Annotated in this window: 22 protein-coding genes and 1 pseudogene; 9 read left to right on the forward strand and 14 right to left on the reverse strand. The window is 71.9% G+C overall.

Annotation, left to right across the window (positions count from 1 at the left end):
- Positions 1–84 precede the first annotated feature (84 nt).
- Both BLW57_RS24695 and BLW57_RS24700 read left to right on the forward strand, forming a co-directional pair.
- Entirely contained in the window at positions 85–477 is a 393-nt protein-coding gene (locus BLW57_RS24695; RefSeq protein WP_093480863.1) for a hypothetical protein, read from the forward strand.
- Between the two features lie 101 nt (positions 478–578).
- Complete coding sequence (locus tag BLW57_RS24700; RefSeq protein WP_093477479.1) at positions 579–2,003, forward strand: S28 family serine protease; 1,425 nt, start codon at positions 579–581, stop codon at positions 2,001–2,003.
- A gap of 123 nt (positions 2,004–2,126) precedes the next feature.
- On the opposite strand, the gene BLW57_RS24705 is transcribed toward BLW57_RS24700, so the two are convergent.
- From BLW57_RS24705 to BLW57_RS24725, 5 genes are all read right to left on the reverse strand, one after another.
- Entirely contained in the window at positions 2,127–4,070 is a 1,944-nt protein-coding gene (locus tag BLW57_RS24705; RefSeq protein ID WP_093477480.1) for a glycoside hydrolase family 3 protein, read from the reverse strand.
- A gap of 218 nt (positions 4,071–4,288) precedes the next feature.
- On the reverse strand, positions 4,289–4,492 hold the full coding sequence (locus tag BLW57_RS24710; protein WP_093477481.1) for a hypothetical protein: 204 nt from the start codon (positions 4,490–4,492) through the stop codon (positions 4,289–4,291).
- A gap of 62 nt (positions 4,493–4,554) precedes the next feature.
- Positions 4,555–5,355: a sugar phosphate isomerase/epimerase family protein gene (locus BLW57_RS24715; protein ID WP_093477487.1), complete on the reverse strand. Its 801-nt coding sequence runs from the start codon at positions 5,353–5,355 to the stop codon at positions 4,555–4,557.
- An 18-nt stretch (positions 5,356–5,373) separates the two neighbouring features.
- Positions 5,374–6,306, reverse strand: a complete 933-nt coding sequence (locus BLW57_RS24720; protein WP_093477489.1) for a bifunctional helix-turn-helix transcriptional regulator/GNAT family N-acetyltransferase — start codon at positions 6,304–6,306, stop codon at positions 5,374–5,376.
- 519 nt (positions 6,307–6,825) lie between these two features.
- A complete protein-coding gene (locus tag BLW57_RS24725) occupies positions 6,826–7,872 on the reverse strand; it encodes a LacI family DNA-binding transcriptional regulator (RefSeq protein ID WP_093477490.1) in 1,047 nt (348 codons plus the stop codon).
- 262 nt (positions 7,873–8,134) lie between these two features.
- On the opposite strand from BLW57_RS24725, the gene BLW57_RS24730 reads away from it, so the two are divergent.
- The 3 genes and pseudogenes from BLW57_RS24730 to BLW57_RS24740 all read left to right on the forward strand — a co-directional run bounded on the left by BLW57_RS24730 (position 8,135) and on the right by BLW57_RS24740 (position 11,271).
- Positions 8,135–9,286: a Gfo/Idh/MocA family protein gene (locus BLW57_RS24730; protein ID WP_093477491.1), complete on the forward strand. Its 1,152-nt coding sequence runs from the start codon at positions 8,135–8,137 to the stop codon at positions 9,284–9,286.
- Positions 9,283–10,435 (forward strand): annotated as a pseudogene (locus BLW57_RS24735) (dihydrodipicolinate synthase family protein). Before BLW57_RS24730 ends, BLW57_RS24735 begins: the two are co-directional and overlap by 4 nt.
- Positions 10,432–11,271, forward strand: a complete 840-nt coding sequence (locus BLW57_RS24740; protein ID WP_093477492.1) for a sugar phosphate isomerase/epimerase family protein — start codon at positions 10,432–10,434, stop codon at positions 11,269–11,271. The pseudogene BLW57_RS24735 and the gene BLW57_RS24740 overlap by 4 nt, the downstream one beginning before the upstream one ends.
- Before the next feature lie 197 nt (positions 11,272–11,468).
- Here BLW57_RS24740 and rbsD read toward each other — a convergent pair whose 3' ends face one another.
- From rbsD to BLW57_RS24775, 7 genes are all read right to left on the reverse strand, one after another.
- Complete coding sequence (rbsD, locus tag BLW57_RS24745; RefSeq protein WP_093477494.1) at positions 11,469–11,858, reverse strand: D-ribose pyranase; 390 nt, start codon at positions 11,856–11,858, stop codon at positions 11,469–11,471.
- Positions 11,855–12,754 (reverse strand): ribokinase, encoded by a 900-nt coding sequence (locus BLW57_RS24750; RefSeq protein WP_093477495.1) that lies wholly within the window; start codon positions 12,752–12,754, stop codon positions 11,855–11,857. Before BLW57_RS24750 ends, rbsD begins: the two co-directional genes overlap by 4 nt.
- An 85-nt stretch (positions 12,755–12,839) precedes the next feature.
- The gene (locus tag BLW57_RS24755; RefSeq protein WP_093477497.1) at positions 12,840–14,786 is read right to left on the reverse strand and encodes an ABC transporter permease/substrate-binding protein; all 1,947 of its coding nucleotides are present in this window, start codon (positions 14,784–14,786) and stop codon (positions 12,840–12,842) included.
- The gene (locus BLW57_RS24760) at positions 14,776–16,296 is read right to left on the reverse strand and encodes a sugar ABC transporter ATP-binding protein (RefSeq protein ID WP_093477499.1); all 1,521 of its coding nucleotides are present in this window, start codon (positions 16,294–16,296) and stop codon (positions 14,776–14,778) included. Before BLW57_RS24760 ends, BLW57_RS24755 begins: the two co-directional genes overlap by 11 nt.
- Positions 16,293–17,342 carry a LacI family DNA-binding transcriptional regulator gene (locus tag BLW57_RS24765; RefSeq protein ID WP_093477500.1) on the reverse strand — a complete coding sequence of 350 codons (1,050 nt, stop codon included), beginning with the start codon at positions 17,340–17,342 and terminating at the stop codon, positions 16,293–16,295. The genes BLW57_RS24760 and BLW57_RS24765 overlap by 4 nt, the downstream gene beginning before the upstream one ends.
- A gap of 147 nt (positions 17,343–17,489) precedes the next feature.
- Positions 17,490–17,642: a hypothetical protein gene (locus tag BLW57_RS42495; RefSeq protein ID WP_256339575.1), complete on the reverse strand. Its 153-nt coding sequence runs from the start codon at positions 17,640–17,642 to the stop codon at positions 17,490–17,492.
- Positions 17,643–17,834: 192 nt separating this feature from the next.
- A complete protein-coding gene (locus tag BLW57_RS24775) occupies positions 17,835–18,245 on the reverse strand; it encodes an ATP-binding protein (protein WP_093477501.1) in 411 nt (136 codons plus the stop codon).
- Between the two features lie 201 nt (positions 18,246–18,446).
- On the opposite strand from BLW57_RS24775, the gene BLW57_RS24780 reads away from it, so the two are divergent.
- Together BLW57_RS24780 and BLW57_RS24785 are read left to right on the forward strand one after the other, a co-directional pair.
- A complete protein-coding gene (locus tag BLW57_RS24780) occupies positions 18,447–19,283 on the forward strand; it encodes a helix-turn-helix domain-containing protein (protein ID WP_093477502.1) in 837 nt (278 codons plus the stop codon).
- 8 nt (positions 19,284–19,291) lie between these two features.
- Entirely contained in the window at positions 19,292–19,483 is a 192-nt protein-coding gene (locus BLW57_RS24785) for a DUF397 domain-containing protein (protein ID WP_093477506.1), read from the forward strand.
- A 4-nt stretch (positions 19,484–19,487) separates the two neighbouring features.
- Here BLW57_RS24785 and BLW57_RS24790 read toward each other — a convergent pair whose 3' ends face one another.
- Positions 19,488–20,006, reverse strand: a complete 519-nt coding sequence (locus tag BLW57_RS24790) for a hypothetical protein (protein WP_143050206.1) — start codon at positions 20,004–20,006, stop codon at positions 19,488–19,490.
- A gap of 55 nt (positions 20,007–20,061) precedes the next feature.
- Between BLW57_RS24790 and BLW57_RS24795 the strand changes: the two genes are divergently transcribed.
- Together BLW57_RS24795 and BLW57_RS24800 are read left to right on the forward strand one after the other, a co-directional pair.
- The gene (locus BLW57_RS24795; protein ID WP_176985707.1) at positions 20,062–22,320 is read left to right on the forward strand and encodes an SF1B family DNA helicase RecD2; all 2,259 of its coding nucleotides are present in this window, start codon (positions 20,062–20,064) and stop codon (positions 22,318–22,320) included.
- A gap of 239 nt (positions 22,321–22,559) precedes the next feature.
- Positions 22,560–23,849: a citrate synthase gene (locus tag BLW57_RS24800; protein WP_093477508.1), complete on the forward strand. Its 1,290-nt coding sequence runs from the start codon at positions 22,560–22,562 to the stop codon at positions 23,847–23,849.
- Positions 23,850–24,728: 879 nt separating this feature from the next.
- Here BLW57_RS24800 and BLW57_RS24805 read toward each other — a convergent pair.
- Positions 24,729–26,975 carry a heavy metal translocating P-type ATPase gene (locus BLW57_RS24805; RefSeq protein WP_093477509.1) on the reverse strand — a complete coding sequence of 749 codons (2,247 nt, stop codon included), beginning with the start codon at positions 26,973–26,975 and terminating at the stop codon, positions 24,729–24,731.
- Between the last annotated feature and the right edge of the window lie 10 nt (positions 26,976–26,985).

The following is a 26,985-nucleotide window of genomic DNA, read 5'->3' on the forward strand; positions in this document are numbered from 1 at the left end:
CGTGCAACCATCCGACACATGTCCTGCGTCCGTACATCAGTACGGTGACCGGGGAACGCGGGACAGGTGTTCGGGGAGGTCGACATGGACATGGGTGCGATACGCCGGAGACTGGCGCTCGGGGCGGCCGTGCTTGCCGCGTCCGGACTGCTCGGGCTCACGGCGACGGGCACCGCGCAGGCCGCCACGGCCGGCGGCTGCGCGGGCCGCGAGGTGCGCACCCTGCCGTTCCGCACCGGTGTCACCCACGTCTACAAGCGCGGCGGCTACGTCTGCGCCGTCACGGTCGCCCGGCACCCCGGGGCCACCCGCACCATGTCGGTCAGCGTGCAGGCCCGCGGCAACCGGCCCGTCGTGGACCGGGGCCGCTACAAGCACCACGCGGGCCCGGTCACCGTGCACGCCGGGCACCGCTGCGTGTGGATCAAGGGCGTGGTGGACCACTACGCGGTCAGCTCCGGCTGGATCCTGTGCTGACCCACTTGACCAGATCCTGAAGAACACTCAATCCCCCCTGGTGTGACGGCAGTTGCTGGGATAGCTTCCGGCGCACATCTGTCTCACAGGGGAGAGTGCGCATGCGCAAGGTGCTCAGATGGCTGCTGGCGCTCACCGTGTTCATAGGCACGCTGAGCACGGCGGGCGCGGCCACCGCCGCCCAGTCCGAGCCCTCCGACATCAAGGACCGGCTGCTGTCCATACCGGGCATGAGCCTGATCCAGGAGAAGCCGTACCCCGGCTACCGCTACTTCGTCCTGAACTACACCCAGCCGATCGACCACCGCCACCCGGAGCGGGGGACCTTCCAGCAGCGCATCACCGTGCTGCACAAGGACACCAGCCGCCCGACGGTCTTCTACACCGGCGGCTACAACGTCTCCACGACGCCCTCGCGCCGCGAGCCCACCCAGATCGTGGACGGCAACCAGGTCTCCCTGGAATACCGGTTCTTCACCCCGTCCCGCCCCGCACCGGCCGACTGGTCCAAGCTCGACATCTGGCAGGCCGCGAGCGACCAGCACCGCGTCTTCACGGCCCTCAAGTCGGTCTACCCCGCCAACTGGCTGGCCACGGGCGGCTCCAAGGGCGGCATGACGGCCACGTACTACGAGCGCTTCTACCCCCGCGACATGGACGGTGTGGTGGCCTACGTGGCCCCCAACGACGTCGTGAACAAGGAGGACTCGGCCTACGACCGCTTCTTCACCCGGGTCGGCACCAAGGAGTGCCGGGACCGGCTGAACGCCGTGCAGCGGGAGGCGCTGGTGCGCCGCGAGCCGCTGGAGAAGAAGTACGCGCAGTACGCCGCCGACAACGGCTACACGTTCGGCACCATCGGCAGCCTGGACAAGGCGTACGAGGCGGTCGTCCTCGACTACGTGTGGGGCTTCTGGCAGTACAGCCTGCTGGCGGACTGCGACACCGTCCCGGCGCACGCGGCCACCGCGACCGACGACGAGATCTGGAACTCGGTCGACACCATCTCCGGTTTCTCCGCCTACACCGACCAGGGCCTGGAGCAGTACACGCCGTACTACTACCAGGCGGGCACCCAGCTGGGCGCGCCGACGATCCACTTCCCGTACATCGAGCGGAAGCTGATCCGCTACGGCTACCAGCCGCCGCGCAACTTCGTGCCCCGGTCCATCCCGATGCGCTTCCAGCCGCGGGCGATGCGGGACGTGGACACCTGGGTCCGCCACCACGCCTCGCACATGCTCTTCGTCTACGGCCAGAACGACCCCTGGGGTTCGGAGCGGTTCCGGCTGGGCGACGGGGCGCGTGACTCGTACGTCTTCACCGCGCCCGGCATGAACCACGGCGCGAACGTGGCGGGTCTGGTCCCCGACCAGAAGTCCCTGGCCACCGCGCGGATCCTGCGGTGGGCGGGCGTGGCCTCCCCGGCGGTCCTGGCGAACCCGTCGGCGGCCAGGCCGCTGGCCCGCCACGACGCGAAGCTCGACGTCCGGGACGTGGAGCGCGAACCGGCGCTGCGGCCCTGACACCTGACGGGCGGCCACGACGGCCCGGCACGGCGCCACCGGCCACCGCCGTCGTGGCCGCCCGTCGCGTTCACGGTCCCGGGCGCCCCGCCGGGGGCGGGGCGCCCGACGCGTGACGGGCGGCTAGTACGACAGCCCGTGCCCGATGGGGTACAGCACCCGCGCCGGATCGTCCGCCCGCTGCACCGGCACCGGCAGCCTGCCGCGCGGGGACACGCGTCCGGCGATCACCCGTGCGGCGGCCCGCACCTCCACGTCGGTCCAGCAGTAGGCCGCCAGGCAGGCCTTCACCGAGGGCAGTTGGGCCACGTCGTAGGGGTTGCGGACGGCCACCGCGACCACCGGCCTGCCCGTGGCCAGCAACCGGTCCACCAGGGTCCGCTGCGCACTGCCCGCCGTCACGTTGTAGGTGGCCACGACGACCGCGTCCGCGTCCTGTGCCGCGGCGACCGCCTTGGTGATGGTCGCGGCCGAGGGGGTGGTGCCGGTGGACAGGGCCGTGGCGGTGAAGCCCAGCTCGGTGAGGGCGGCGGCGAGCACGCCGGTGGGCGGCCCGGTGGTGCCCGACGGGGAGGCCGGATCGGCGCCGACGACCAGGACGCGGGGCTCGGTGCGGCGGCTGAGCGGGAGCAGACCGCCCTCGTTGACCAGCAGGGTCGTGGTCCGTTCGGCGATCCGGTCGGCGGCGGCCAGATGGGACGGGATGCCCACCGCGCGGTCCACCCCCGCGCGGTCGGCGTAGGGGTCGGTGAAGAGTCCCAGCCGCGCCTTGAGGCGCAGGATGCGCAGGATCGATTCGTCGAGGCGGGCCTCGGTCAGCTCGCCGTCCTGGACCGCCTTGAGCACCGCGTGCCAGGCCACGTCGATGGACGGCGGGTTGAGCAGCTGGTCCACGCCGGCCTTGAGCGCCAGCACCGGCACCCGGTCGTCGCCGTACTTGCTGCGGACGCCCTCCATGCCGAGGGAGTCGGTGATCACGACCCCGTCGTAGCCGAGTTCGCCACGCAGGATGCCGGTGAGGATCGGGTGGGACAGGGTGGCCGGGTCGCCGGAGTCGTCCAGGGCCGGGAACTGGATGTGCGCGGTCATGACGGAGTCGATGCCCGCACGGACGGCCGCCCGGAACGGCACCGCGTCCAGCTTCTCCCACAGCTCCCGGCTGTGCGTGATGACCGGGAAGCCGTAGTGGCTGTCGACGGCGGTGTCCCCGTGGCCGGGGAAGTGCTTGGCGGTCGCCGCGACCCGCGCCGCCTGATAGCCCTTCACCTCGGCGGCCACCATCCCGGCCACCGCCTCCGGGTCGGCGCCGAAGGACCGTACGCCGATGACCGGGTTGGCCGGGTTGACGTTCACGTCGGCGTCGGGGGAGTAGTCCTGGTTGATGCCCATGGCGCGCAGCTCGGTGCCGGAGATCCGGCCGAGGGTGCGGGCGTCGGAGCGGGAGCCGCCCGCGCCGATCGCCATGGCGCCCGGGAAGAGGGTCGCGGGTTTGCCGACCCGGCATACGGCGCCGTGCTCCTGGTCGGTGGCGACGAGCAGGGGCAGCCCGCGCGGCTGGTCCAGGGACGCCCGCTGGATGCCGTTGGACAGGTCCGTGATCTGGTGCGGGTCCCGGGTGTTGTGCGCCCAGGTGAAGTAGATGATCCCGCCGACGCGGTACTTCGCGATCAGCTCGGCGGCGGTGCGGACGCCGATCTCGCTGAGGTTGGCGTCGATGTCCACCTGGTCGGGGGCGGTGGCGGAGTGGCCGTAGACCCGCATGACGAAGAGCTGGCCGACCTTCTCCTCCAGTGTCATCCGGGAGATGAGGGCACGCAGGCGGTGTTCGTCAGGGGTGGCGGCGCGGGCGGTCGTCGGTACGGTCAGCGCGGCGGTGAGACCCGCGGTCGCGGCGAGGACGGCGCGTCTGGACGGCCGTGCGGTGCTTCCCGTGCTGGTGTCGGGCACGTGCGCTCCTTCCGGAGGAGAACCGCTGAAGGAAACTTCCGAGGAATCAGCAATATCCGGGAAGTTTCTTTCCGTCAAGACAATGCACAGTACCGGCGGACGGGGCCGCCACCGGCGCATGGGAGGGGGGCGCGCCGGTGACGGCGGACCGCCGGCCGTGCCGCGGCGGAAGGGTGAGCCGGCTCGCGTCCAGCCGCGAGGGGCCGGCACCACGGCACGGAGACTCGTCCGGCAGCCTGCCCGTTGGACGGCGCGCCCCGCGGCCGGGTTCCCGACCGGGGAGGAGCAGCCCGACGCCGGGCCGCCGAAGTGACCGCCCGTGCGCGGGTGTTCGGATCTCACGCCTTCGCCGGGCCGGGCGTGGGGACTCTCCCCGCCCGCAACTCCGGTGCCGTCGCGGCGACTGACGCCACCGCCGGCACGCACAGCAGGCCGCCGGTGATCAGGGCGGTGGCGCCCGGGGTCCAGCGGGCGAGCAGGCGCCGGAAGACGGGTGAGGTGCGCAGCGGCCGTACGTCGATGAGCGAGCGGGCGAGGCTCATGAGCGGAGAAGGGCGCCGCGCCCCGGCTTCGGAGCGGGGGCGCGGCCCTTCCCCGGCGGGCGCTACGCCGCCTCGCCCAGCAGCCGTACGAGGTGGTCGCGGCCCGGGCCCAGCAGCTCCGGGAGCGGGGCGGCCGTCTCGTACCACCGCTTCTCGTACTCCCAGCACAGCCAGCCGTCCCAGCCGTGCCGGCACAGGACGTCGACGCACTCGGTGAGCGGCAGCACGCCCGCGCCGAGCGGCAGCGGGGCGGTGTCCTCGGCCGAGGCGATGTCCTTCACCTGCACGTATCCCAGATGCGGGCTGAGGGAGGCGTAGGTCTGCGCAGGCTGTTCGCCGCCCAGCCAGGGGTGCATCACGTCCCACAGCGCGCCGACCTGCCGGTGGCCGACCGGTCCGAGGATGCGGATCGCGTCGGCGCCGGTGCGGTGCGAGTCGTGGGTCTCCAGCAGGATGCGGACGCCGAGCGCGGCGGCGTCCTCGGCGGCGGTGCCGAGCCGCCGGGCGGCGACGGCGTCGGACTCCTCCGGCGGCAGGGCAGGGTCGGCGCCGGGGAAGACACGGACGAACGGCGCGCCCAGGTCGTGGGCGAGTCCGAGGAGTCCGCGGATCTCCTCCAGCACCGGGGCGTCGTCGCCGGGCGCGGCCACGCGCGTGTACCCGGCGACGCCCAGTACCTCGACCCCGGCGTCCTTGAACAGGGCCGCGGTGCGGTCACGGTCGGCGGGGGAGAGACCGGGGTGCACCGGTTCCTCGGGGTGGGCGCGTAGTTCCACGCCGTGGTAGCCGTGGGCGGTCGCGAGGGCCAGCACCTCAGGAACGGGCAGGCCGGGGACACCGAGTGTGGAGAACGCCAGCTTCATGGGCACGGAAAGTACCCCTCAATCGCCGGGTCCATGCAATTCCAGGCGCCAGTCCTGGCCGAGGAGATCCTGGCCGAAGGAGTGGTGCGGTTTCTCGGCGAGGAGGGTGAAGCCGTGCCGCTGGTAGATGCGGCGGGCGCTGCCGAGCACGTCGTTGGTCCACAGCACCAGGTCCCGGTAGCCGGCCTCGCGGGCGAAGCCGATGACGGCCCGCACCAGCCGGTCGCCGATGCCGTGCCCGCGCGCCTCGGGCTCGACGAGCAGCAGCCGCAGCCGCGCGGTGCCCGGCACGTCGTCCCGTACGCACATCACGCATCCCGCCGGGCGGCCGTCCAGCTCGGCGATCCACACCCGCTCCCGGTGCGGGTCGTGGTCCTGCGCGAAGTCGGCGACGATCCGGGCGACGAGGCCCTCGTAGGCGGAGTTCCAGCCGTACTCGGCCGCGTACAGGGCGGCGTTGCGCTGCACGATCCAGCCGAGGTCACCGGGGCCGGGCTCGCGCAGCACGACCTCGCCGGGCCCGGGGGCGGGATCGTCCCCGAGGATGCCCCGAATGGTCCGCATGGCTTCGGCCAGCCGTGTCCGGTCCTGCGGGGCCACGGTGCCGAGCAGCGTCCCGACCGAGTCGCGGGCCCGCTCGTCCAGCAGCCCGGCGGCCTCCCGTCCCGGGTCGGTGAGTCGCACCCGGCGCCGACGGGGATCGCTGTCCGAGGGCCCGCGTTCGATCAGCCCGGCGTCCTCGAACCTGTTCAGGATCCGGCTCAGATAGCCGGCGTCCAGCCCGAGCCGCGTCCGCAGATCGGCCGCGTCCAGCTGCGCGGCGTGCGCGAGCTCGTACAGCACCCGGGCCTCGGTGAGGGTGTACGGCGCGTACAGGTGACGGCCGTAGTCGAGAGCGCCGATGACGCCCGTGTAGAACCGGTTGAACGCCCGCACGTCCTGGACGGACATACTCACCCCCCGGATACTTGACCCAGTCAGAGATCCCACCGTAGCCCTCCACCCGACCCACGTCCACGGCGTACTGTCCGGACGCCGCGCACCTCCAACCACCCCGCATGCTCCGGTAGGGGCGAGGGGCGAGGGGCGAGGGGCGAGGGGCGAGGGGCGAGGGGCGAGGGGCGAGGGGCGAGGGGCGAGGGGCGAGGGGCGAGGGGCGAGGGGCGAGGGGCGAGGGGCGAGGGGCGAGGGGCGAGGGGCGAGGGGCGAGGGGCGAGGGGCGAGGGGCGAGGGGCGACGGGCGACGGGCGACGTGCGCGGGCCAGGGGCGCGGGGCGAGGGGCGACGGGCGACGTGCGCGGGCCAGGGGCGCGGGGAACTGCGCGACCAGCCACGACGGACCCGCACGCAGCACACCGCCCGCACCGGACTGCCCGCACCACCCGGCCAACGCCGACCCGACCCACCTCAGGGGCGCGGGGAACTGCGCGACCAGCCACGACGGACCCGCACCCGGCAATCGGCCCGCAACTACCCCCGCGGCACTCCGGAGGAGCCCCGCACCATCAGCTCCCCCCGTACCGACGCGACGCCCCCCAGCGGAGGCTCCTCGCGGCCCATGGCTATGCGGCCGGCCCGTGCCCCCGCCTCGGCCAGCGGCAGGCGGACCGTCGTGAGGGAGGGCACCGCGTCGATGCTGAACGGCAGGTCGTCGAAGCCGGCCACCGACACGTCCTCGGGGACGCGCAGGCCGGACTCGCGCAGCGCCGCGCACGCGCCCAGCGCGACGGAGTCGTTCGCGGCCACGACCGCCGTCAGGGCCGGATCACGGCGCAGCAGCTCCAGCGTGGCCTCGTGCCCGGACCGGCGGTCGTAGCGGCCGTGGACCGTCCAGCGCGGGTCCTCCTCGATGCCCGCCGCGGCCAGCGCCGCACGGTGCCCCTCCAGGCGGTGCCGGGTCGTCGTACGTTCCCCGGGACCGGCGATGTAGCCGAGGCGGCGGTGGCCGAGGCCGATGAGATGGTCCGTCAGCGCGCGAGCGCCCCCGCGGTTGTCGAAGGTGAGCGCCACGGCCCCGGTGTCCGGCGCCGGCGGCCGTCCGCACAGCACCACCCGCGTCCCCGCCTCCGTCAGCTTGCGCAGCTTCGCCCCGACCGCCGCCGCGTGCGGCGCGTCCTCGACGGCCCCGCCGGTCAGCACCACGGCCGCGGCCCGCTGCCGCTGGAGAAGGGTGAGGTAGGTCAGCTCGCGCTCCGGTGATCCGCCGGTGTTGCAGACCACCGCCAGCCGCTCACCGCCCGCCCGCCCGCCCGGCCCGCCGATCTCGGCCTGGATCGCGCTCGCCATGATCCCGAAGAAGGGGTCGGCGATGTCGTTCACGAGGATGCCGACCAGGTCGGAGGTGGCGGCGGCGAGCGCGCTGGCCGGACCGTTGAGGACGTAGTCCAGTTCGTCCACGGCGCGCAGCACCCGCTCGCGCGTGGAGGCGGCCACCGGGTAGTTGCCGTTGAGCACGCGCGAAACCGTCGCGGGGGAGACCTGCGCGCGGGCCGCCACGTCCGCCAGGGTCACCGTCATCTTTCGTCCTCCGGTCGCGCATCAAGTCGTACGCCCTCGTAGACAGCCAGGTCCCGGTCCTGGTTCCGAGGGACTGTCGAGCGAACACTAAGTCCATGCGCCCCGGTTGTTCGCCCCCTCGAACAACTCGAAGAGGACACGGTCTTGTACACACCCCGGTTCGAGGCTAGCTTCGGACCAGGTAGAAAGCGCTTGCTGCTCGCCTGTCGCACCACGACGCCGTTGCTGAACGGGGCGCCCGGCGCCCACGAAGGGGACTGACGTGACACGCAAGACGGTGCGTATCGCCATGAACGGCGTGACCGGGCGCATGGGCTACCGACAGCACCTCGTCCGCTCCATCCTCGCCCTGCGCGACCAGGGCGGCCTCGACCTCGGCGACGGCACCGTGCTCTGGCCCGAGCCGATCCTGATCGGCCGCCGCGAGCACGCCCTGCGGGAGATCGCCGCCCGGCACGGCCTCGCCCACGTCTCCACCGACCTCGACGCCGTCCTCGCCGACCCCACCGTCGACGTCTACTTCGACTCCCAGGTCACCTCCGCCCGCGAGGAGTCGATCAGGAAGGCGATCACGGCCGGCAAGCACGTCTACACCGAGAAGCCCACCGCCACCGGTCTCGACGGCGCCCTCGAACTCGCCCGCCTCGCCCGGCGGAAGGGCATCAGGCACGGCGTCGTCCAGGACAAGATCTTCCTGCCGGGCCTGCGCAAGCTGAAGCGGCTCGTCGACGGCGGCTTCTTCGGCCGTGTCCTCTCCGTCCGCGGCGAGTTCGGCTACTGGGTCTTCGAGGGCGACTGGCAGTCCGCCCAGCGCCCCTCCTGGAACTACCGCGCGGAGGACGGCGGCGGCATCGTCGTCGACATGTTCCCGCACTGGGAGTACGTGCTCCACGAGCTGTTCGGCCGGGTGATCTCCGTCCAGGCCCTGGCCACCACCCACATCCCGCACCGCTGGGACGAGCACGGCAGGCCCTACGACGCCACCGCCGACGACGCCGCCTACGGCATCTTCGAACTCGACGGCGGCGCCGTCGCCCAGATCAACTCCTCCTGGACGGTCCGCGTCCACCGCGACGAACTCGTCGAGTTCCAGGTCGACGGCACCGAGGGCTCGGCGGTGGCGGGCCTGCGCAACTGCCGCGCGCAGCACCGCAGCGCCACCCCCAGACCCGTCTGGAACCCGGACGTGCCCGCCACCGAGGTCTTCCGCGACCAGTGGCAGGAGGTGCCCGGCAACGCCGGGTTCGACAACGGCTTCAAGGCCCAGTGGGAGCTGTTCCTCCGGCACGTCCACGCCGGCACCCCCTACCACTGGGACCTGCTCGCCGGCGCCCGCGGCGTGCAGCTCGCCGAGCTGGGCCTGAGGTCCTCCGCCGAGGGCCGCCGCGTCGACGTGCCGGAGATCGTGCTGTGACCCTCCGGCTCCCCGCCGCCGACGGCACCCTGAGGACGTACCGGCCCCGCACCGAACCCCTCCCCCCGGCGGCCGGTGCCCCCCCTCGTCTCCCGCACGGTCCTCGCCGCGGCCCATGTCGTCGCCGACCCGTACGCGGACGTGTCCCCCGACTCGCCCGCCGCCGTCGACTGGGACGCCACCCTCGCCTTCCGCCGCCACCTGTGGTCCCACGGCCTCGGTGTCGCCGAGGCGATGGACACCGCGCAGCGCGGCATGGGCCTGGACTGGGACGGCGCGGCCGAGCTGATCCGCCGGTCGGCCGCGGAGGCGAAGGCCGTCGGCGGCCGCATCGCCTGCGGGGCCGGCACCGACCAGCTCACCGGGGGCACCCTCGCGGAGATCCGGGCGGCCTACGAGGAACAGCTGGCGGTCGTGGAGGAGGCCGGCGCCCGGGCGATCCTCATGGCCTCGCGCGCCCTGGCGGCCGGCGCCGCCGGGCCGGAGGACTACCTGGAGGTCTACGGCCACCTCCTGCGCCAGTGCGCCGGGCCGGTGATCCTGCACTGGCTGGGCCCGATGTTCGACCCGGCCCTGGAGGGCTACTGGGGATCCACCGACCTCGACACGGCCACGGAGGTGTTCCTGGAGGTCGTCGCCGCGCACCCGGACAAGGTCGACGGCGTCAAGATCTCCCTCCTGGACGCCGGCCGCGAGGTCGGCCTGCGCCGCCGCCTGCCCCTCGGCGTGCGCTGCTACACCGGCGACGACTTCCACTACCCCGAGCTGATCGCGGGTGACGAGCAGGGCTTCAGCCACGCCCTGCTCGGCGTCTTCGACCCGCTGGGCCCGCCGGCCGCGCGGGCGGTACGGCTCCTCGACACCGGTGACGTCCAGGGCTTCCGGGCTCTGCTGGACCCGACGGTCGAGCTCTCCCGCCACCTCTTCCAGCCCCCCACGCGCTTCTACAAGACGGGCGTGGTCCTCCTGGCCTGGCTCGCGGGCCACCAGTCGCACTTCACGATGGTCGGCGGCCTCCAGTCGGCCCGCTCCCTGTCGCACCTCGCCCGCGCCTACGAACTCGCCGACGGCCTCGGCCTGTTCCCGGACCCGGCACTCGCCGAGGAGCGCATGAAGACCCTGCTGTCGCTGTACGGGGTGACCCGATGACCGGCACCGGACTGGAGCGCCTCTCCGTCAACCAGATGACGGTCAGGCAGCTGTCCCTGCCCGAACTGGCCGCCGGCTGCGCACGGCTGGGCATCGGCCGGGTGGGCCTGTGGCGGGAGCCCGTCCGGGCATACGGCGTGGCGGAGACCGCCGCGCTGGTGCGGGACGCGGGCCTGCGGGTGACGACCCTGTGCCGGGGCGGCTTCCTGACGGCCGTCGACCCGGCCGCGCGGGCCGCCGCCCTGGCCGACAACCGCCGCGCGGTCGACGAGGCGGCCGTCCTCGGCACCGACACCCTGGTCCTCGTCGCCGGCGGCCTCCCGGCCGGTGCCAAGGACCTGCGCGCCGCCCGCGAACGCGTCGCCGACGCCCTCACGGAACTCGCCCCCTACGCCGAGGAGCACGGCGTCCGCCTCGCCGTCGAACCCCTGCACCCCATGTACGCGTCCGACCGCTGCGTGGTCTCCACCCTCACCCAGGCCCTGGACCTCGCCGAACGCTTCCCCGCGCACCAGGTCGGGGTGGCCGTGGACACGTACCACGTCTGGTGGGACGACCGGGCCCCCGCCGAGATCGCCCGCGCCGGCGCGTCCGGCCGCATCCACACCTTCCAGCTCGCCGACTGGACCACCCCCCTCCCCGAGGGCGTCCTCACCGGCCGCGGCCCGCTCGGCGACGGCGCGATCGACCTGCGCGCCTGGAAGTCCCACGTGGACGCGGCCGGCTACACGGGCCCGATCGAGGTCGAAATCTTCAACGAGGACCTGTGGGCCAGGGACGGCCACGAGGTGCTCACGGAGACGGCGGAACGGTTCCTTCAGCAGGTCGTCGGCTGACCCGGAAAAATCTTCAGGAGCCGTGCAACCCTTCCCGCACCTTGCGTGTCGTACCTGTCGTCAGAACCCCGGGAGGGGACCCGGGGGGGATTCGCGGGGGTTCTGACGAGGTGGGGAAAGACGAGGGGGTGTCCCCGGCCGACGGGCCGGGACACCCCCTCGAAACGTCTCCGGCCGATGCCCTCGGCCGGAGACGTCTAGAAGAACACCCCGCAGCGCAGCAGGACGTTCGCGTACGGCCGGGCCTCGCCGGTGCGGACGATCAGGCGGGCCCCCACCGACAGCTCCTTCAGGCGCTCGTGCGGCACCAGCGCCAGGTCCGGGAAACGGTCCTCCAGCAGCGCGGCCGCCGCCGGATTGGCCGCCCGCACCTCCTCCGCGGCCGTGGCGCCCTCCACCACCAGCTCGGCCAGCAGACCGTCCAGGACCTCGGCGAAGGACGGCACACCGGCGATGAAGGCGAGGTCCACCACCCGCGGGCCGTCGGGTATCGGCATGCCCGCGTCGCACACCAGCACACCGTGCCCGTGCCCCAGTTCGGCGAGGGCACCGGACAGCCGCCGGTTGAGGATGCCCGCCCTCTTCACAGCTCGACCTCCGCCGCCGTCGGGTACGACTCCTGCGCGCCCCGCCTCGTCACCGCGGCCGCGCCCACGCGCGCCGCGTAGGCCGCCGCCTCGGCCGGCGGGGCACCCGCCCCGAGCCGCCAGGCGAGCGCGGCCGTGAACGCGTCGCCCGCCCCCGTCGTGTCCACCGCGTCCACCTTCACCGACGGCACCCGCCGCACCCCCGAGCCGTCGCACACCAGCGCACCGTCCGCGCCCAGCGTGACCACCACCGAGCGCGGGCCCTCGGCCAGCAGCAGCCGCGCCCAGTCCTCGGGGTCCTCGCTCACACAGGCGTCGCCCAGGATCACCCGCGCCTCGTGCTCGTTGACGATCAGCGGGTCGCACGCCGCCAGCACCTCGGCCGGCAACGGGCGCGGCGGGGACGGGTTCAGCACGAAACGGCTGCCGGGAGCCAGATTCCGTACGACCTCCACGACCGTCTCCAGCGGGATCTCCAGCTGCGCCGACACCACCCGCGAGGCGTGCAGCAGCGGCACGGCCGCCCGGGCGTCCGCGGGCACGAGACGGGAGTTGGCACCCGGCGACACCACGATGCTGTTGTCCCCGGAGGGGTCGACCGTGATCAGCGCGACGCCCGTCGGCGCCCCGCCCACCAGCACGCCCGCCGTGTCGACCCCGGCCGCGCGCAGGGAGTCGAGCAGCAGCCGCCCGTGACCGTCGTCACCGACCCGCGCGAGCAGCGCCGTGCGCGCCCCCAGCCGGCCGGCGGCGACCGCCTGGTTGGCCCCCTTGCCCCCCGGGTGCACGGCGAGGTCGCCGCCGAGCACCGTCTCCCCGGCGGCCGGCCGCCGCTCGACGCCGATCACCAGGTCGGCGTTGGCCGAACCCACGACCAGGAGGTCGTAGTCGTACATCAGTTGACTCCCCTGAGAGATGACTGCGGGGCGGGCCGCCGTACCGGACTCCCGCCCGGTACGGCGACCCGCCCGTCCGTCCTTGTCAGCCGCTGAAGCCGGCCACGTTGTCCTTTGTGACCACCTTCACCGGCACCTTCACCGTCGGCTCCACCTTCTTGCCCTGGACCGCCCGCAGGGCGTTGTCCACGGCGATCCGACCCAGCTGGGTCGGCTGCTGGGCGACGGACGCGTACAGCGTGCCGTCCTGCACCGCCTTCAGCCCGTCCGGGGTGCCGTCGAAGCCGACCACCTGCACCGACCGGCCGGCCTTGGAGCCCAGCGCCTTGATCGCGCCGAGCGCCATCTCGTCGTTGGCGGCGATGACGCCCTGCACGTCGGGGTGGGCCTGGAGCAGGTTCGACATCACGTCGAGGCCCTTGGTCCGGTCGAAGTCGGCGGGCTGCTGGGCCACCACCTGGATGCCCGGGTAGGCCTTGAGACCCTGCGCGAAGCCGGCCGCCCGCTCCCGGGCCGCGGAGGTGCCCGCCTGTCCCTGGAGCACCACGATCCGGCCCCTGCCGCCCAGCTTCTCCGCGAGTGTCTTCGCGGCCAGCTCACCGCCGGCCACGTTGTCCGAGGCCACCAGGGCATCCACGGACGCCTTGTTGACACCCCGGTCGACCGCGATGACCGGGATCCGCGCCTTGTCCGCGGCCTTCACCGAGTTGCTCGCCGCGTCCGAGTCCACCGGGTTGACGATGATCGCGCCCTGGCCGGCCGTGGTGAAGTTCTGCAGCTGGTTGGCCTGCTGCGAGGCGTCGTTCTGGGCGTCGGTGACGGTCAGGTCCACCCCCAGCTTCTTCGCCTCGGCCTGGGCACCCGTCCGGATCTGCACGAAGAACGGGTTGTTCAGCGTCGACAGCGACAGACCCATCTTCGGGGTCGTCGAGGTGGACCCGCCGTGCAGGAGGGAGGTCGCGCCCACGACCGCCACCGTCACCACGGCCGCGAGCGCGTACGTCGCCGCCTGCCGGCCCTTGTTCCCGCCTCCGGTGCCGGCGGCCACCGGGGTCGCCCCGGCCTTGCGGCGCACGGTGTCCAGCAGTACGGCCAGGGCGATGACGACACCGATCACGACCTGCTGCCAGAACGCGGAGACGTTCAGCAGGTTGAGGCCGTTGCGCAGCACCGCGAGGATCAGCGCGCCGATCAGCGTGCCCGACGCCTTGCCGGTGCCGCCCGCGAGCGAGGCACCGCCGATGACGACCGCGGCGATCGCGTCCAGCTCGTAGCCGTCGGCGGCCTGCGGCTGCGCAGAGGACAGCCGGGACGCCAGCACGACGCCCGCCACCGCGGCGAACACCCCGGACAGGGCGTAGATCGCGAGCTTCTGCTTCTTCACCCGCAGACCCGACAGCCGGGCCGCCTCCTCGTTGCCGCCGATCGCGTACATGGAACGGCCGATGTACGTCCGCCCGAGCACGACCGCCGCGATCACGCCCATCAGCACCATGACCAGCACCGGTACCGGCAGCCAGTCACCGAGGGTGTCCCCGAGGTGCGAGACCGAGTCCGGGAACGGGATGGGCACGCCCCCGGAGATCACCAGGGACAGACCCCGCGCCACCGACAGCATCGCCAGCGTCGCGATGAACGGCGGCAACTTGCCGTAGGCGATGAGGAACCCGTTCACCAGACCGGCCGCGACACCGGTGGCGACTGCCAGCACGAGCGCCAGGAACACCGGCACGCCGTGGTTCGTGGCGCTCCAGGCCAGCACGGTCGCCGACAGCGCGGCCACCGAACCCACCGACAGGTCGATGCCCGCCGAGACGATCACGAACGTCACGCCGAAGGCGAGGATCGCCGTCACGGCGGCCTGGACACCGATGTTGAGCAGGTTGTCCGTCGTCAGGAAGTCGCCGGACAGCGCCGACAGGGCGATGACCAGGACGATCAGCGCGGTCAGCGCGCCGTTGTCGAGCAGCAGCCTCCGCAGGCCGCCCGGGGCGCTCGCGCCCGTCGTGCTCTTGAGCGTGTCAGCGGCCACGGGGGGCCTCCTTCTCGGTGGTCGGGGTGGAGACGGCGAGCGCCATGACGGCGTCCTGGGTGGCCTCGTCGGCCGCGAGTTCACCGGCGATCCGGCCCTGGGCCATGACCAGCACCCGGTCGCTCATGCCGAGCACCTCCGGCAGGTCGCTGGAGATCATCAGCACGGCGGTCCCGGCGGCCGTCAGCTCGTTGATCAGCTGGTAGATCTCGACCTTCGCGCCGACGTCGATACCGCGCGTCGGCTCGTCGAGGATCAGCACCTTGGTGTCGGCCAGCAGCCACTTGCCGATGACGACCTTCTGCTGGTTGCCGCCGGACAGGGTCCGCACGTGCTGCCCGAGCCCGGCCATCCGGACGCCGAGCCGGCCAGCGATCCGCTCGGCCGCCCCGTGCTGCGCCTTGCGGTCGACCAGCCCGGCCCGGGTGGCGGCACGCATGGTCACCAGCCCGAGGTTCTCCTCGACGGAAGCGTCCAGCACCAGCCCCTGTCCCTTGCGGTCCTCCGGCACGAGGCCGACCCCGGCCGCCATCGCCGCGTTCACGTCGTGCCGCCGCAGCCGGCTCCCGGAGACCTTCACGACGCCGCCGTCGTACGGATCGGCGCCGAACACGGCCCGCACCACCTCGGTACGGCCCGCACCGACGAGCCCGGCGATGCCGACGACCTCACCGGCGCGCACCTCGAAGCTCACGTCGTGGAAGACACCGTCGCGGGTGAGTCCCTCGACGGTGAGCAGCGCGGCGCCACGCTCGGCGCGTTCGCGCGGATACTGCTGTTCGATGGAGCGCCCCACCATCAGCCGGACCAGTTCGTCCTCGGCCGTGTCGGCGGGCACCTGCCCGACGCTCCTGCCGTCCCGGATCACGGTGACCCGGTCGCCCAGGGCGGCGATCTCCTCCAGGTGGTGGGTGATGAACACGATGCCGACGCCGTCCGCGCGCAGCGAGCGCACGATGGCGAACAGCTTCTCCACCTCCTCCGAGGTGAGCACGGCGGTCGGCTCGTCCATGATGAGCACGCGCGCGTTCAGGCTGAGCGCCTTGGCGATCTCGACCATCTGGAGCCGGGCGATGCCGAGTTCGCGCACCCGCGCGCGGGGCGACACGTCGACGCCCACGCGCGCGAGGAGCACCTCGGCGTCGGCCTCCATCCGCTTGCGGTCGATCATCCCGAAGCGGCGCGGCTGGCGGCCCAGGAAGATGTTCTCGGCGACGGTCAGGTCGGGCACCAGGTTGAACTCCTGGTAGATGGTGGCGATCCCGAGCCGCTCGGAGTCCTGCGCACCGTTGATGCGTACCTCTTCGCCACCGGCCAGGATCCGGCCGGCGTCGGGGGTGTAGGCACCGGAGAGCATCTTGATGAGCGTGCTCTTGCCGGCGCCGTTCTCACCGAGCAGCACGTGCACCTCGCCCCGGCGCAGGTCGAAGTCGACGCTGTCGAGCGCGACCACGCCGGGGAAGGCCTTGCGGATGCCCTCGATGCGCAGCAACTCGTCCGGGTTGCTCACGACGTGCTCCTTTGCACTGGGGAGGGGGACTGCGTGGGGGAGGGGAAGGGCGGGGCGGGCTCGCCGCACGAGCGGCGCACGACGAGCCGGGCGGGCAGTGTGACGGACGTCGGGGTCCGCCCCTCGATGCGGTCGACGAGGGCCCGTACGGCGGCCCGGCCCAGCTCGCCCGTGGGCTGGGCGATCGCGGTGACCGGCGGATCGGTGTGCACGAACCACGGGATGTCGTCGAAGGCGGCCAGCGCGATGTCCCGCGGCACGCTCAGTCCGCGCGCGCGGATCGCGTCCAGGGCACCGAGCGCCATGAGGTTGTCGGCCGCGAACACGGCCTCCGGCGGCTCGGGAAGGTCCAGGAACCCCTCCATCACCCGCCGCCCGCTCTCGGCCTGGAAGTCGCCCTGTCCGGTGTAGGCGTCCGGCAGCGGGATGCCGTACTCGGCGAGGGCCGCCCGGAAGGCCTCGACCCGCTCGCTGCCGGTGGTGGTGGCCGCCGGTCCGGCGATGATCGCGACCCGCCGGTGCCCGAGGCCGTGCAGGTGCGCCACGAGGTCCCGTACGGCAGCCTGCCCGTCGGCCCGTACGACGGGTACGTCCACGCCCGGGATCCACCGGTCCACGAACACCATCGGCGTCCCCGCGCGCACGGCGTCCAGCATCAGCGGCGAGCCCCCGTCGGTGGGGGAGACGAGCAGCCCGTCGATCCGCCGGTCCAGCAGGTTCCGCACGTGGTGGTCCTGGAGGTCGGGCCGCTCGTCGGCGTTGCCGATGATCACGCTGTAGCCGAGGGCGCGGGCCTCTTCCTCCACGGAGCGGGCCAGCTCCGTGAAGTACGGGTTCATCACGTCGCTGATGACGAGGCCGAGGGTGTGCGTCTGATCGGTCCGCAGCGACCGGGCGACGGCGTTGGGCCGGTAGCCCAGCGTCTCGACGGCGGCCAGCACGCGTGCGCGTGCGTCGGCACTGACGGACGGATGCGCGTTCAGCACCCGCGACACCGTGGCCACGGACACGCCGGCCGCGGCGGCGACGTCCTTGATGCTCGCCATCGCCGGTTCCACCTCCTTGTGGACCTCATGGAAACGATTACATGAGCTGTAGGAGGTATTGGAATCGATTACATGGCGCGAAGCAAGGGGGTGAGGAGCGGCCGAAACCGGATCGTGACCCGGGGTGGGCGGCCTACGCCCACGTGCTCACTGCTCGGTGAACAGTTCCGTGGCGTCCGTGGCGTGGACGGCTCGTCGGGCCCAGGTATCCAGCTGGTCGAGGTCGGTGCAGGTCTCGACTCGTTCGCGGACGGCGTCGGGCGCGGGGATGGCGCGCCGTTCGAGGATGCGCAGTGTCATTTCCCTGCGGGTCTGGATGTGCCCCTGCTCCAGCCCCTGCTCCAAGCCTTGCTCTCGGCCAGTGGGTGGCGCCAGAAGTACTGGACGGCGGTCATCAGGTCCCTCCACATCTGCGCTTCGCGGCGCCGCCCCTTCCGAAGAGGCGGAGGGGGCGGCGCTGCGGGGACTTGCTCACCCGACGTGATCAACGAGCTAGGCGGCCACAAGTTCGCACCACACGTACTTGCCCCGGTCCCCGAACCGGGCCGACGGCTGCCAGCCCCAGTGGTCCGCACAGGCCCGCACCAGCCCGAGCCCCCGACCGTCCTCGCTCTCCACGACCTGCCCCAGCGGCCGTGGGGCGGGCGGGGGTCCTGGGTCGGTGTCCCACGCCCCGATCCACACCACCCCCTGCGCGGTACGGCGCACCCGTAGCGCCGCCGGCCCCTTGGTGTGCCGTACCGCGTTGGACACCAGCTCCGTCGCCAGCAGCTCCGCGGTGTCCACCAGGCCGATCAGACCGTGCAGGGTCAGGATCAGGCGCAGGGTGCGCCGGCAGACGGTCACGGCTCTGACGTCGTTGGGGATGTAGAGCGTGTAGTCCCAGAACCCGTTCTCGGGCATGCGTCATCAACTCCGTTGAGCACAGGGGTGTTTCGTGAGCGGTGGCGTTGCCGCGGCCGTCATGGCAGGACAGGGCGGTGCACTTCCGCTGCGTATCGGATGCGTTACAGACAGTAGGGCTAACTATTTAGCCCCGGCAACCGGCTCCCGTAATGTGACCCCGAACGAGTTGCGTCGCAGGCAGGTTGAGAGGTCGGCCGGATGGCACTGAGGAGCGAGCCCACAGCGCGGCAGATGCGGCTGGCGGTGGAGCTGCGAAGGCTCCGCGATGCAGCAGGTCTTACTTCCCGGGAGGCGGCAGCCCTGCTCGGGGTGACGGCCCCGGTCATCAGTCAGATCGAGTCCGGCATCGCAGGGGTGAGCGAAGAGCGACTGCGCCGCCTGGCCACTCATTACGCCTGTACGGACGAGGAGCTCATCAACTCCCTCGTCGTCATGGCCACTGATCGGACGCGAGGCTGGTGGGAGGAGTATCGAGGCCTGCTGCCCACCTCGTTCCTGGACCTGTCCGAACTGGAGCACCACGCCAGGTTCCAGCGGCACGTGGCGATCCTGTACGTGCCGGGTCTGTTGCAGACCGAGGACTACGCGCGTGCGGTCTTCTCGTCCAGGATGCCGGCGCTCACCCCGGAAGAGCTTGAGCTGCGCATCCGGCACCGCAAGGCACGCCAGGAGATCACCATTCCCTACGAAGCGGTGATTCACGAGGCGGCACTTCGCATCCGAGTCGGCGACCGCGCGACGTCCAAAGCGCAACTCGCCCGGCTCCTGGAACTCTCCGAAGCGGACCACATCACCTTGCGCGTCGTCCCCTTCGACCTGGACGGCTTCGCCAGCGCCTCCAGCACGATGACCTACGTGGGCGGTCCCTTGCCCAGGCTGGACACGGTGGTCCGCGACGCGCTGCACGGATCGGCCTTTATCGACTCGGAAGCCCAACTCGACATCTATCGAAAGACTTTCCGTAATGTGGAGGCCGCGTCACTCGATTCCGAACAGTCGCGCGATCTCATCCACAAGTTGACGAAGGAGCTATGAGGAACCCCATGGACAACTGGCGGAAGTCGTCCTACTCGGGCCCGGGCGACGGCAACGAGTGCGTGGAGATCGCGAACAGCCCCACTCACGTTGCCGTCCGTGACTCGAAAACCCCCGCCCGCGCCCTCCTCACCTTCCCCGCCCCGGCGTTCACCGTCTTCCTCGACGGGCTCAAGAACGCACCGCGGACCCGCTGCTGAGGCCTCAGAGCCAGAACACCGCGGCCAGGGCTATCAGCGTGCCGAGGGCGATGGCGCCGCCGAACGCGCCCGCGGCGATGGCCACCTTGACGCTCGCGGGCCGGATCTCCCGCCAGCCCAGTTCCCGGGCCGCGCCCCGGATCAGGCGGTGGCCGTCGGCGGAGGAGAAGGAGTACTCCAGCGTGCCGTTCAGGCTCCAGCGCTTCTCGGCGTACATGCTCCGGCCGGTGGTCACCGTCCTGCCGAGCCGCACGCCGTCCGGTCCCGCCCCGTACTCGACGGTGCGCACGACGTCCGTCAGCGTGTAGCGCCTCTCGTGTGGGCGCAGCGCCACCCGGTACGTATGCACCTGGCTGACTCGGTGCCTGGTCAGCGTCTCCCGGAACTGCGGGTCCTCGACGTCCACGGTCACGTCGAATCCCGGCACCGTGCGGCGCATGCGGTACCGCGTACCGGCGGTGGCGGCCTCGACGCGGTCGTAGAACTGCAACCCGGCGTCTGTGCTGTTGATGTCCTCGGTCACGGGCAGGCACGGTAACAGTGCGCCGCTGTCGGACCCCACCGGTACCGTCGGGACCATGGCTCACCAGGAGGGGAACCCGACGGCCGAGCGGCGGCTCGCCGTGCTCGAGGGCGTGCTGGAGCGGATCACGTACGCCAACGAGGAGAACGGCTACACGGTCGCCCGGGTCGACACCGGCAGGGGCGGCGGAGACCTCCTCACGGTGGTCGGCGCGCTGCTCGGTGCGCAGGCGGGGGAGTCCCTGCGGATGGAGGGCCGGTGGGGCTCGCACCCGCAGTACGGCAAGCAGTTCCACGTGGAGAACTACACGACCGTGCTGCCCGCCACGGTCCAGGGCATCCGCCGGTATCTCGGCTCGGGCCTGGTCAAGGGCATCGGACCGGTCTTCGCCGACCGCGTCACCCAGCACTTCGGGCTGGACACCCTCCGGATCATCGAGGAGGAGCCCGGGCGGCTCATCGAGGTGCCGGGCCTCGGCCCGAAGCGGACGAAGAGGATCGCCGACGCCTGGGAGGAGCAGAAGGCGATCAAGGAGGTCATGCTCTTCCTCCAGACGGTGGAGGTCTCGACGTCCATCGCCGTGCGCATCTACAAGAAGTACGGCGACGCCTCGATCTCGATCGTGAAGAACCACCCGTACCGCCTCGCCGCCGACGTCTGGGGCATCGGCTTCCTCACCGCCGACAAGATCGCGCAGTCCGTAGGCATCCCGCACGACAGCCCGGAGCGGGTGAAGGCGGGCCTGCAGTACGCCCTCTCGCAGTCCGCCGACCAGGGGCACTGCTTCCTCCCGGAGGAGCGGCTGATCGCCGACGCGGTGAAGCTGCTCCAGGTCGACACGGGGCTGGTCATCGAGTGCCTCGCCGAGCTGGCCCGCGCCCCGGAGGACGGCGCCGACCCCGGAGTCGTACGGGAGAGCGTCCCCGGCCCCGACGGCGGAGGCGACGAACCCGTCACCGCCGTGTACCTGGTCCCCTTCCACCGCGCCGAACTGTCCCTCTCCGCCCAGCTTCTGCGCCTTCTGCGCACCGGGGAGGACCGGCTACCGGTCTTCCGGGACGTGGACTGGGCGAAGGCCCTCGGCTGGCTGAAGTCCCACACCGGCGCGGACCTCGCCCCCGAGCAGGAGGCCGCCGTCCGGCTCGCGCTGACCGAGAAGGTGGCCGTGCTGACCGGCGGGCCCGGCTGCGGCAAGTCCTTCACGGTCCGCTCGATCGTGGAACTGGCCCGGGCCAAGCGCGCCAAGGTGCTGCTCGCCGCGCCGACCGGCCGGGCGGCCAAGCGGCTGGCCGAGCTGACCGGCGCCGAGGCCTCCACCGTGCACCGCCTGCTGGAGCTGAAGCCCGGCGGCGACGCCGCCTATGACCGGGACCGGCCGCTGGACGCCGACCTCGTCGTCGTGGACGAGGCCTCCATGCTCGATCTGCTGCTGGCCAACAAGCTCGTGAAGGCCGTGCCGCCGGGCGCCCACCTGCTCTTCGTCGGGGACGTGGACCAGCTGCCCAGTGTCGGCGCGGGGGAGGTGCTGCGGGATCTGCTCGCCGACGGCAGCCCCCTGCCCGCCGTCCGGCTCACCCGCGTCTTCCGCCAGGCCCAGCAGTCCGGCGTCGTCACCAACGCGCACCGGATCAACGCCGGACAGCATCCGCTCACCGACGGGCTCGAGGACTTCTTCCTCTTCGTCGAGGACGACACCGAGGAGGCCGGACGCCTCACCGTGGACGTGGCCGCACGGCGGATCCCGGCCCGGTTCGGCCTCGACCCGCGCCGGGACGTGCAGGTGCTCGCGCCGATGCACCGGGGACCGGCCGGTGCGGGAGTGCTGAACGGCCTGCTCCAGCAGGCCGTCACACCCGGCCGGCCCGACCTGCCGGAGAAGCGGTTCGGCGGTCGCGTCTTCCGCGTCGGCGACAAGGTCACCCAGATTCGCAACAATTACGAGAAAGGGAAGAACGGTGTCTTCAACGGCACCGTGGGCGTAGTCACCTCGCTCGATCCGGTCGACCAGCGTCTTACGGTGCTGACGGACGAGGACGAGGAGGTCCCGTACGATTTCGACGAACTGGACGAACTGGCACACGCGTACGCGGTGACCATCCACCGCTCGCAGGGAAGTGAATATCCCGCGGTGGTGATTCCCGTCACCACGGGGGCGTGGATGATGCTCCAGCGGAACCTGCTGTACACGGCGGTGACGCGGGCGAAGCGACTCGTCGTCCTCGTCGGTTCACGCAAGGCGATCGGGCAGGCGGTGCGCACGGTGTCCGCGGGACGGCGGTGCACGGCACTGGACTTCAGGCTCGGCGGTTCCTGACGGCCTCTGACCAGGGGCGGCGACCCGCGGCGAAAAAAATGATCGATCAAACGAGTCGTGAAGGTCACAGAGCACTTCCCGATGCCGTTCCGAGGGGGCAGGATGAGCAGGTTGGCGGCACTGAGTGCCGCCAATAGGCCCAATGGTCGACCCCGAGTGCACTCTCCTGAGCCAAATGGGGGATGGTAGAGACAGTCAGGGCACCTCGAAGATGAGGCACTACGTCGGTGAGGGAAGACGTGAGCGACAACTCTGTAGTACTGCGGTTCGGCGACGGCGAGTACACCTACCCGGTGGTCGACAGCACCGTCGGCGACAAGGGCTTCGACATCGGGAAGCTCCGCGCCCAGACCGGTCTGGTGACTCTGGACAGCGGTTACGGCAACACGGCCGCCTATAAATCCGGCGTCACCTACCTCGACGGCGAGGCAGGCATCCTCCGCTACCGCGGCTACCCCATCGAGCAGCTGGCGGAGCGCTCCACCTTCCTCGAGGTGGCGTACCTGCTGATCAACGGTGAGCTGCCGACCGTCGACGAGCTGACGACGTTCAAGAACGACATCACGCGGCACACCCTGCTGCACGAGGACGTCAAGAACTTCTACAAGGGCTTCCCGCGCGACGCCCACCCGATGGCCATGCTGTCCTCGGTCGTCTCGGCGCTGTCCACCTTCTACCAGGACAGCCACAACCCGTTCGACGAGAAGCAGCGCAACCTCTCCACGATCCGCCTGCTCGCCAAGCTTCCGACGATCGCGGCGTACGCGTACAAGAAGTCGATCGGTCACCCGTTCGTCTACCCGCGCAACGACCTCGGCTACGTCGAGAACTTCCTGCGCATGACCTTCTCGGTGCCGGCCGACGAGTACGAGCTGGACCCGGTCGTGGTGGCCGCGCTGGACAAGCTGCTCATTCTGCACGCCGACCACGAGCAGAACTGTTCGACCTCCACGGTCCGCCTCGTCGGCTCCTCGCAGGCCAACATGTTCGCGTCGATCTCGGCCGGCATCTCCGCCCTGTGGGGCCCGCTGCACGGCGGCGCCAACCAGTCCGTGCTGGAGATGCTGGAGGACATCCAGGCCTCCGGCGGCGACGTCGACACCTTCATCCGCAAGGTGAAGAACAAGGAGGACGGCGTCCGCCTGATGGGCTTCGGCCACCGGGTCTACAAGAACTTCGACCCGCGCGCCAAGATCATCAAGGCCGCCGCGCACGACGTCCTGTCCGCCCTCGGCAAGTCCGACGAGCTGCTGGACATCGCGCTCAAGCTGGAGGAGCACGCGCTCTCCGACGACTACTTCGTCTCGCGCAGCCTCTACCCGAACGTCGACTTCTACACCGGTCTCATCTACCGGGCCATGGGCTTCCCGACCGAGATGTTCACGGTCCTGTTCGCCCTCGGCCGGCTGCCGGGCTGGATCGCCCAGTGGACCGAGATGATCAAGGAGCCGGGCTCCCGCATCGGCCGCCCCCGCCAGATCTACACGGGCGTCGTCGAGCGCGACTTCGTCCCGGTCGAGGAGCGCTGACACCTGCCGGTGGGGGCACCGGTCCCGGTGTCCTGACCGGTGGCTCTGCCGGCTTCGGTGCCGCCGGCCGACGTGGTCCGTGCGGACCTTCGGCGGCCCGGACGGCCGGGGGTCCGGGGGGTATCCCCGGGTGGGCACGGCCACGGGCGTCGTCGAGCGCGACTTCGTCCCGGTCGAGGAGCGCTGACACCTGCCGGTGGGGGCACCGGTTCAGGTGCCCTGACCGGTCGTAATCCCGGCTTCGGCGCCGCCTGGCTCGTGCGGACCAGGGGCGCCGGGCGCACCCGCGCGGAAAGGGCCTGCCGAAACGGCGGGCCCTTTGTCGATACCGGGATCCGGACAGCAGAAGGCGCCCTGACACGCCGGTCCCCCCACGGGCCGACGACCAGGGCGCCTTCCCATGTCCCGGTGCGGATTCCCCCCACGGGATCCGGCCGGGCGCTCGGAGAGGACAGCGCCTGAATTCGCTGTCGGTGAGTACGACGGGCGAACCCGCCGTACTCCAGTGACACGGTGCGATCTGCCGGGACAACGCACGCCCGGGAGGGCCGCTCAAAGCTTCCCGGTGTACGTGCCCCGGCAACGCATCTCTGAGGAAGTCCCCCAAGACATCCCCAGATGCCGGTCGGCGCCCCCCAAGACGCCGGCCCGACATCGCCAACTTAGACCTTCGAACCCCTTCGATGGTTACGTTCGCATCACTGTGATCTGCGTCTCTTGCATATGTCCTTTAAGTGCGCAAGAGCCCCGGTACGCCGATCGGGACTCAAGCGTAAGGATGATGCGCGAGCCTTGTGAAGAGCTTATGTGAGGCTCGCGCCGGACTCCAGGGGGACTCTTACTTCCGCACCCCCGAACCCCCGGTAACCCCGCCCGACTTCAGTGAAATCGGCGCAGTCGCAGACTGTTGGTCACCACGAAGACGGACGAGAAGGCCATCGCGGCCCCCGCGATCATCGGGTTCAGCAGTCCCGCGGCGGCCAGCGGCAGCGCGGCCACGTTGTAGCCGAAGGCCCACACGAGGTTGCCCTTGATGGTGGCGAGGGTCCGCCGGGAGAGCCGGATCGCGTCCGCCGCCACCCGCAGGTCCCCGCGGACCAGCGTCAGGTCGCCCGCCTCGATCGCCGCGTCCGTGCCCGTGCCCAGGGCGAGGCCGAGGTCGGCGGTGGCGAGCGCGGCCGCGTCGTTGACGCCGTCGCCGACCATGGCCACGCTCCGCCCCTCGCCCTGCAGCCGCCGTACGACGTCCACCTTGTCCTCGGGGAGGACCTCCGCGATCACCTCGTCGATGCCGACGGTCCTCGCGACCGCCTCGGCGACCGTCCGGTTGTCCCCGGTGAGCAGCACCGGCGTGAGCCCGAGGGCGCGCAGCTCGCGTACCGCCTCGGCGCTGGTCTCCTTGACCGCGTCGGCGACGGCCAGGACCCCCCGGGCGCGTCCGTCCCAACCGGCCAGGACGGCCGTACGGCCCTGCCGCTCGGCCTCGCGTGCCGCGCGGTCCAGCTCCGGCGGCAGGTCGTCGTACAGGCGCCCGACGGCCACCTCGCGGCCCTCCACCCGCCCGCGTACGCCGCGGCCGGGGACGTTCTCGAAGTGCTCGACCGCCGGCAGTGCCCCGGCGCGTTCCTCGGCGCCCGCGGCGACGGCGCGGGCGACCGGGTGCTCGGAGGCGTGCTCCAGGGCGCCCGCGAGGCGCAGCAGCTCCTTCTCGTCCTCGCCGTCGGCGGTGTACACCGCCTGTAGGGTCATCCGGCCGGTGGTGACGGTGCCGGTCTTGTCCAGCACGACGGTGTCGACGCGGCGCGTGGACTCCAGCACCTCGGGGCCCTTGATGAGGATGCCGAGCTGGGCGCCCCGGCCGGTGCCGACCATGAGCGCGGTCGGTGTGGCGAGGCCGAGCGCGCAGGGGCAGGCGATGATCAGGACGGCCACGGCGGCCGTGAAGGCGGCGACCGTGTCCCCGGTGAAGCCCAGCCAGACGCCGAACGTGCCGAGCGCGATCAGGATGACGACGGGGACGAAGACGGCGGAGATCCGGTCGGCGAGCCGCTGCACCTCGGCCTTGCCGTTCTGCGCGTCCTCCACCAGCCTCGCCATCCGTGCGAGCTGGGTGTCGGCGCCGACCCGGGTGGCCGCCACGACCAGCCGGCCGCCCGCGTTGACGGTGGCGCCGGTGACCCGGTCGCCGGGGCCGACGTCGACCGGTACCGACTCGCCGGTCAGCATGGACGCGTCCACGGCGGAGACGCCCTCGACCACCGTGCCGTCGGTGGCGACCTTCTCGCCGGGTCGTACGAGGAACCGGTCGCCGACCGCCAGGGAGGCCACCGGGACGCGCACCTCGCGCCCGTCCCGCAGCACCGCCACGTCCTTGGCGCCCAGCTCCATCAGCGCCTTCAGGGCCGCACCGGCGCGCCGCTTGGAGCGGGCCTCCAGATAGCGGCCCAGCAGGATCAGCGCGACGACTCCGGCGGCGACCTCCAGGTAGACGGTGGAGGCGCCGTCCGTCCGGGAGACGGTGAGGCGGAACTCGTCGTGCATGCCCGGCATGCCCGCATCGCCGAGGAACAGCGCCCACAGCGACCAGCCGAACGCGGCCAGCGTGCCGACGGAGACGAGGGTGTCCATGGTGGCCGCGCCGTGCCGCAGGTTGGTCCAGGCCGCCCGGTGGAAGGGGGCGCCGCCCCAGACCACCACGGGTGCCGCGAGGGTGAGCGAGAGCCACTGCCAGTCGTCGAACTGGAGCGCGGGGATCATCGCGAGCAGGACCACGGGGACGGCGAGTGCCGCGGAGACGAGCAGGCGGTGGCGCAGGGTGCCGAGCTCGGGGTCGGGCTCGGGGGTGCCGGGTCCGGCCTCGGGCGCCGGCTCCGGCGGCGGGGGCTCCTCGGCGGTGTAGCCCGTCTTCACGACGGTGGCGATCAGGTCGGCGACCTGGACGCCGTCGGAGTAGGTGACCTTCGCCTTCTCGGTGGCGTAGTTGACGGTGGCGCTCACGCCGTCCATCCGGTTGAGCTTCTTCTCCACCCGGGCGGCGCAGGAGGCGCAGGTCATCCCGCCGATCAGCAGCTCGACCTCGGCGACCGGGCCGGTGGCTATCGCTGTCTCTGCGGTGGTGCTGGTCATGTCCGGACTC

The organism is Streptomyces sp. 1222.5, assembly GCF_900105245.1.
In the GTDB taxonomy this organism is placed as follows: Bacteria; Actinomycetota; Actinomycetes; order Streptomycetales; family Streptomycetaceae; genus Streptomyces; species Streptomyces albidocamelliae.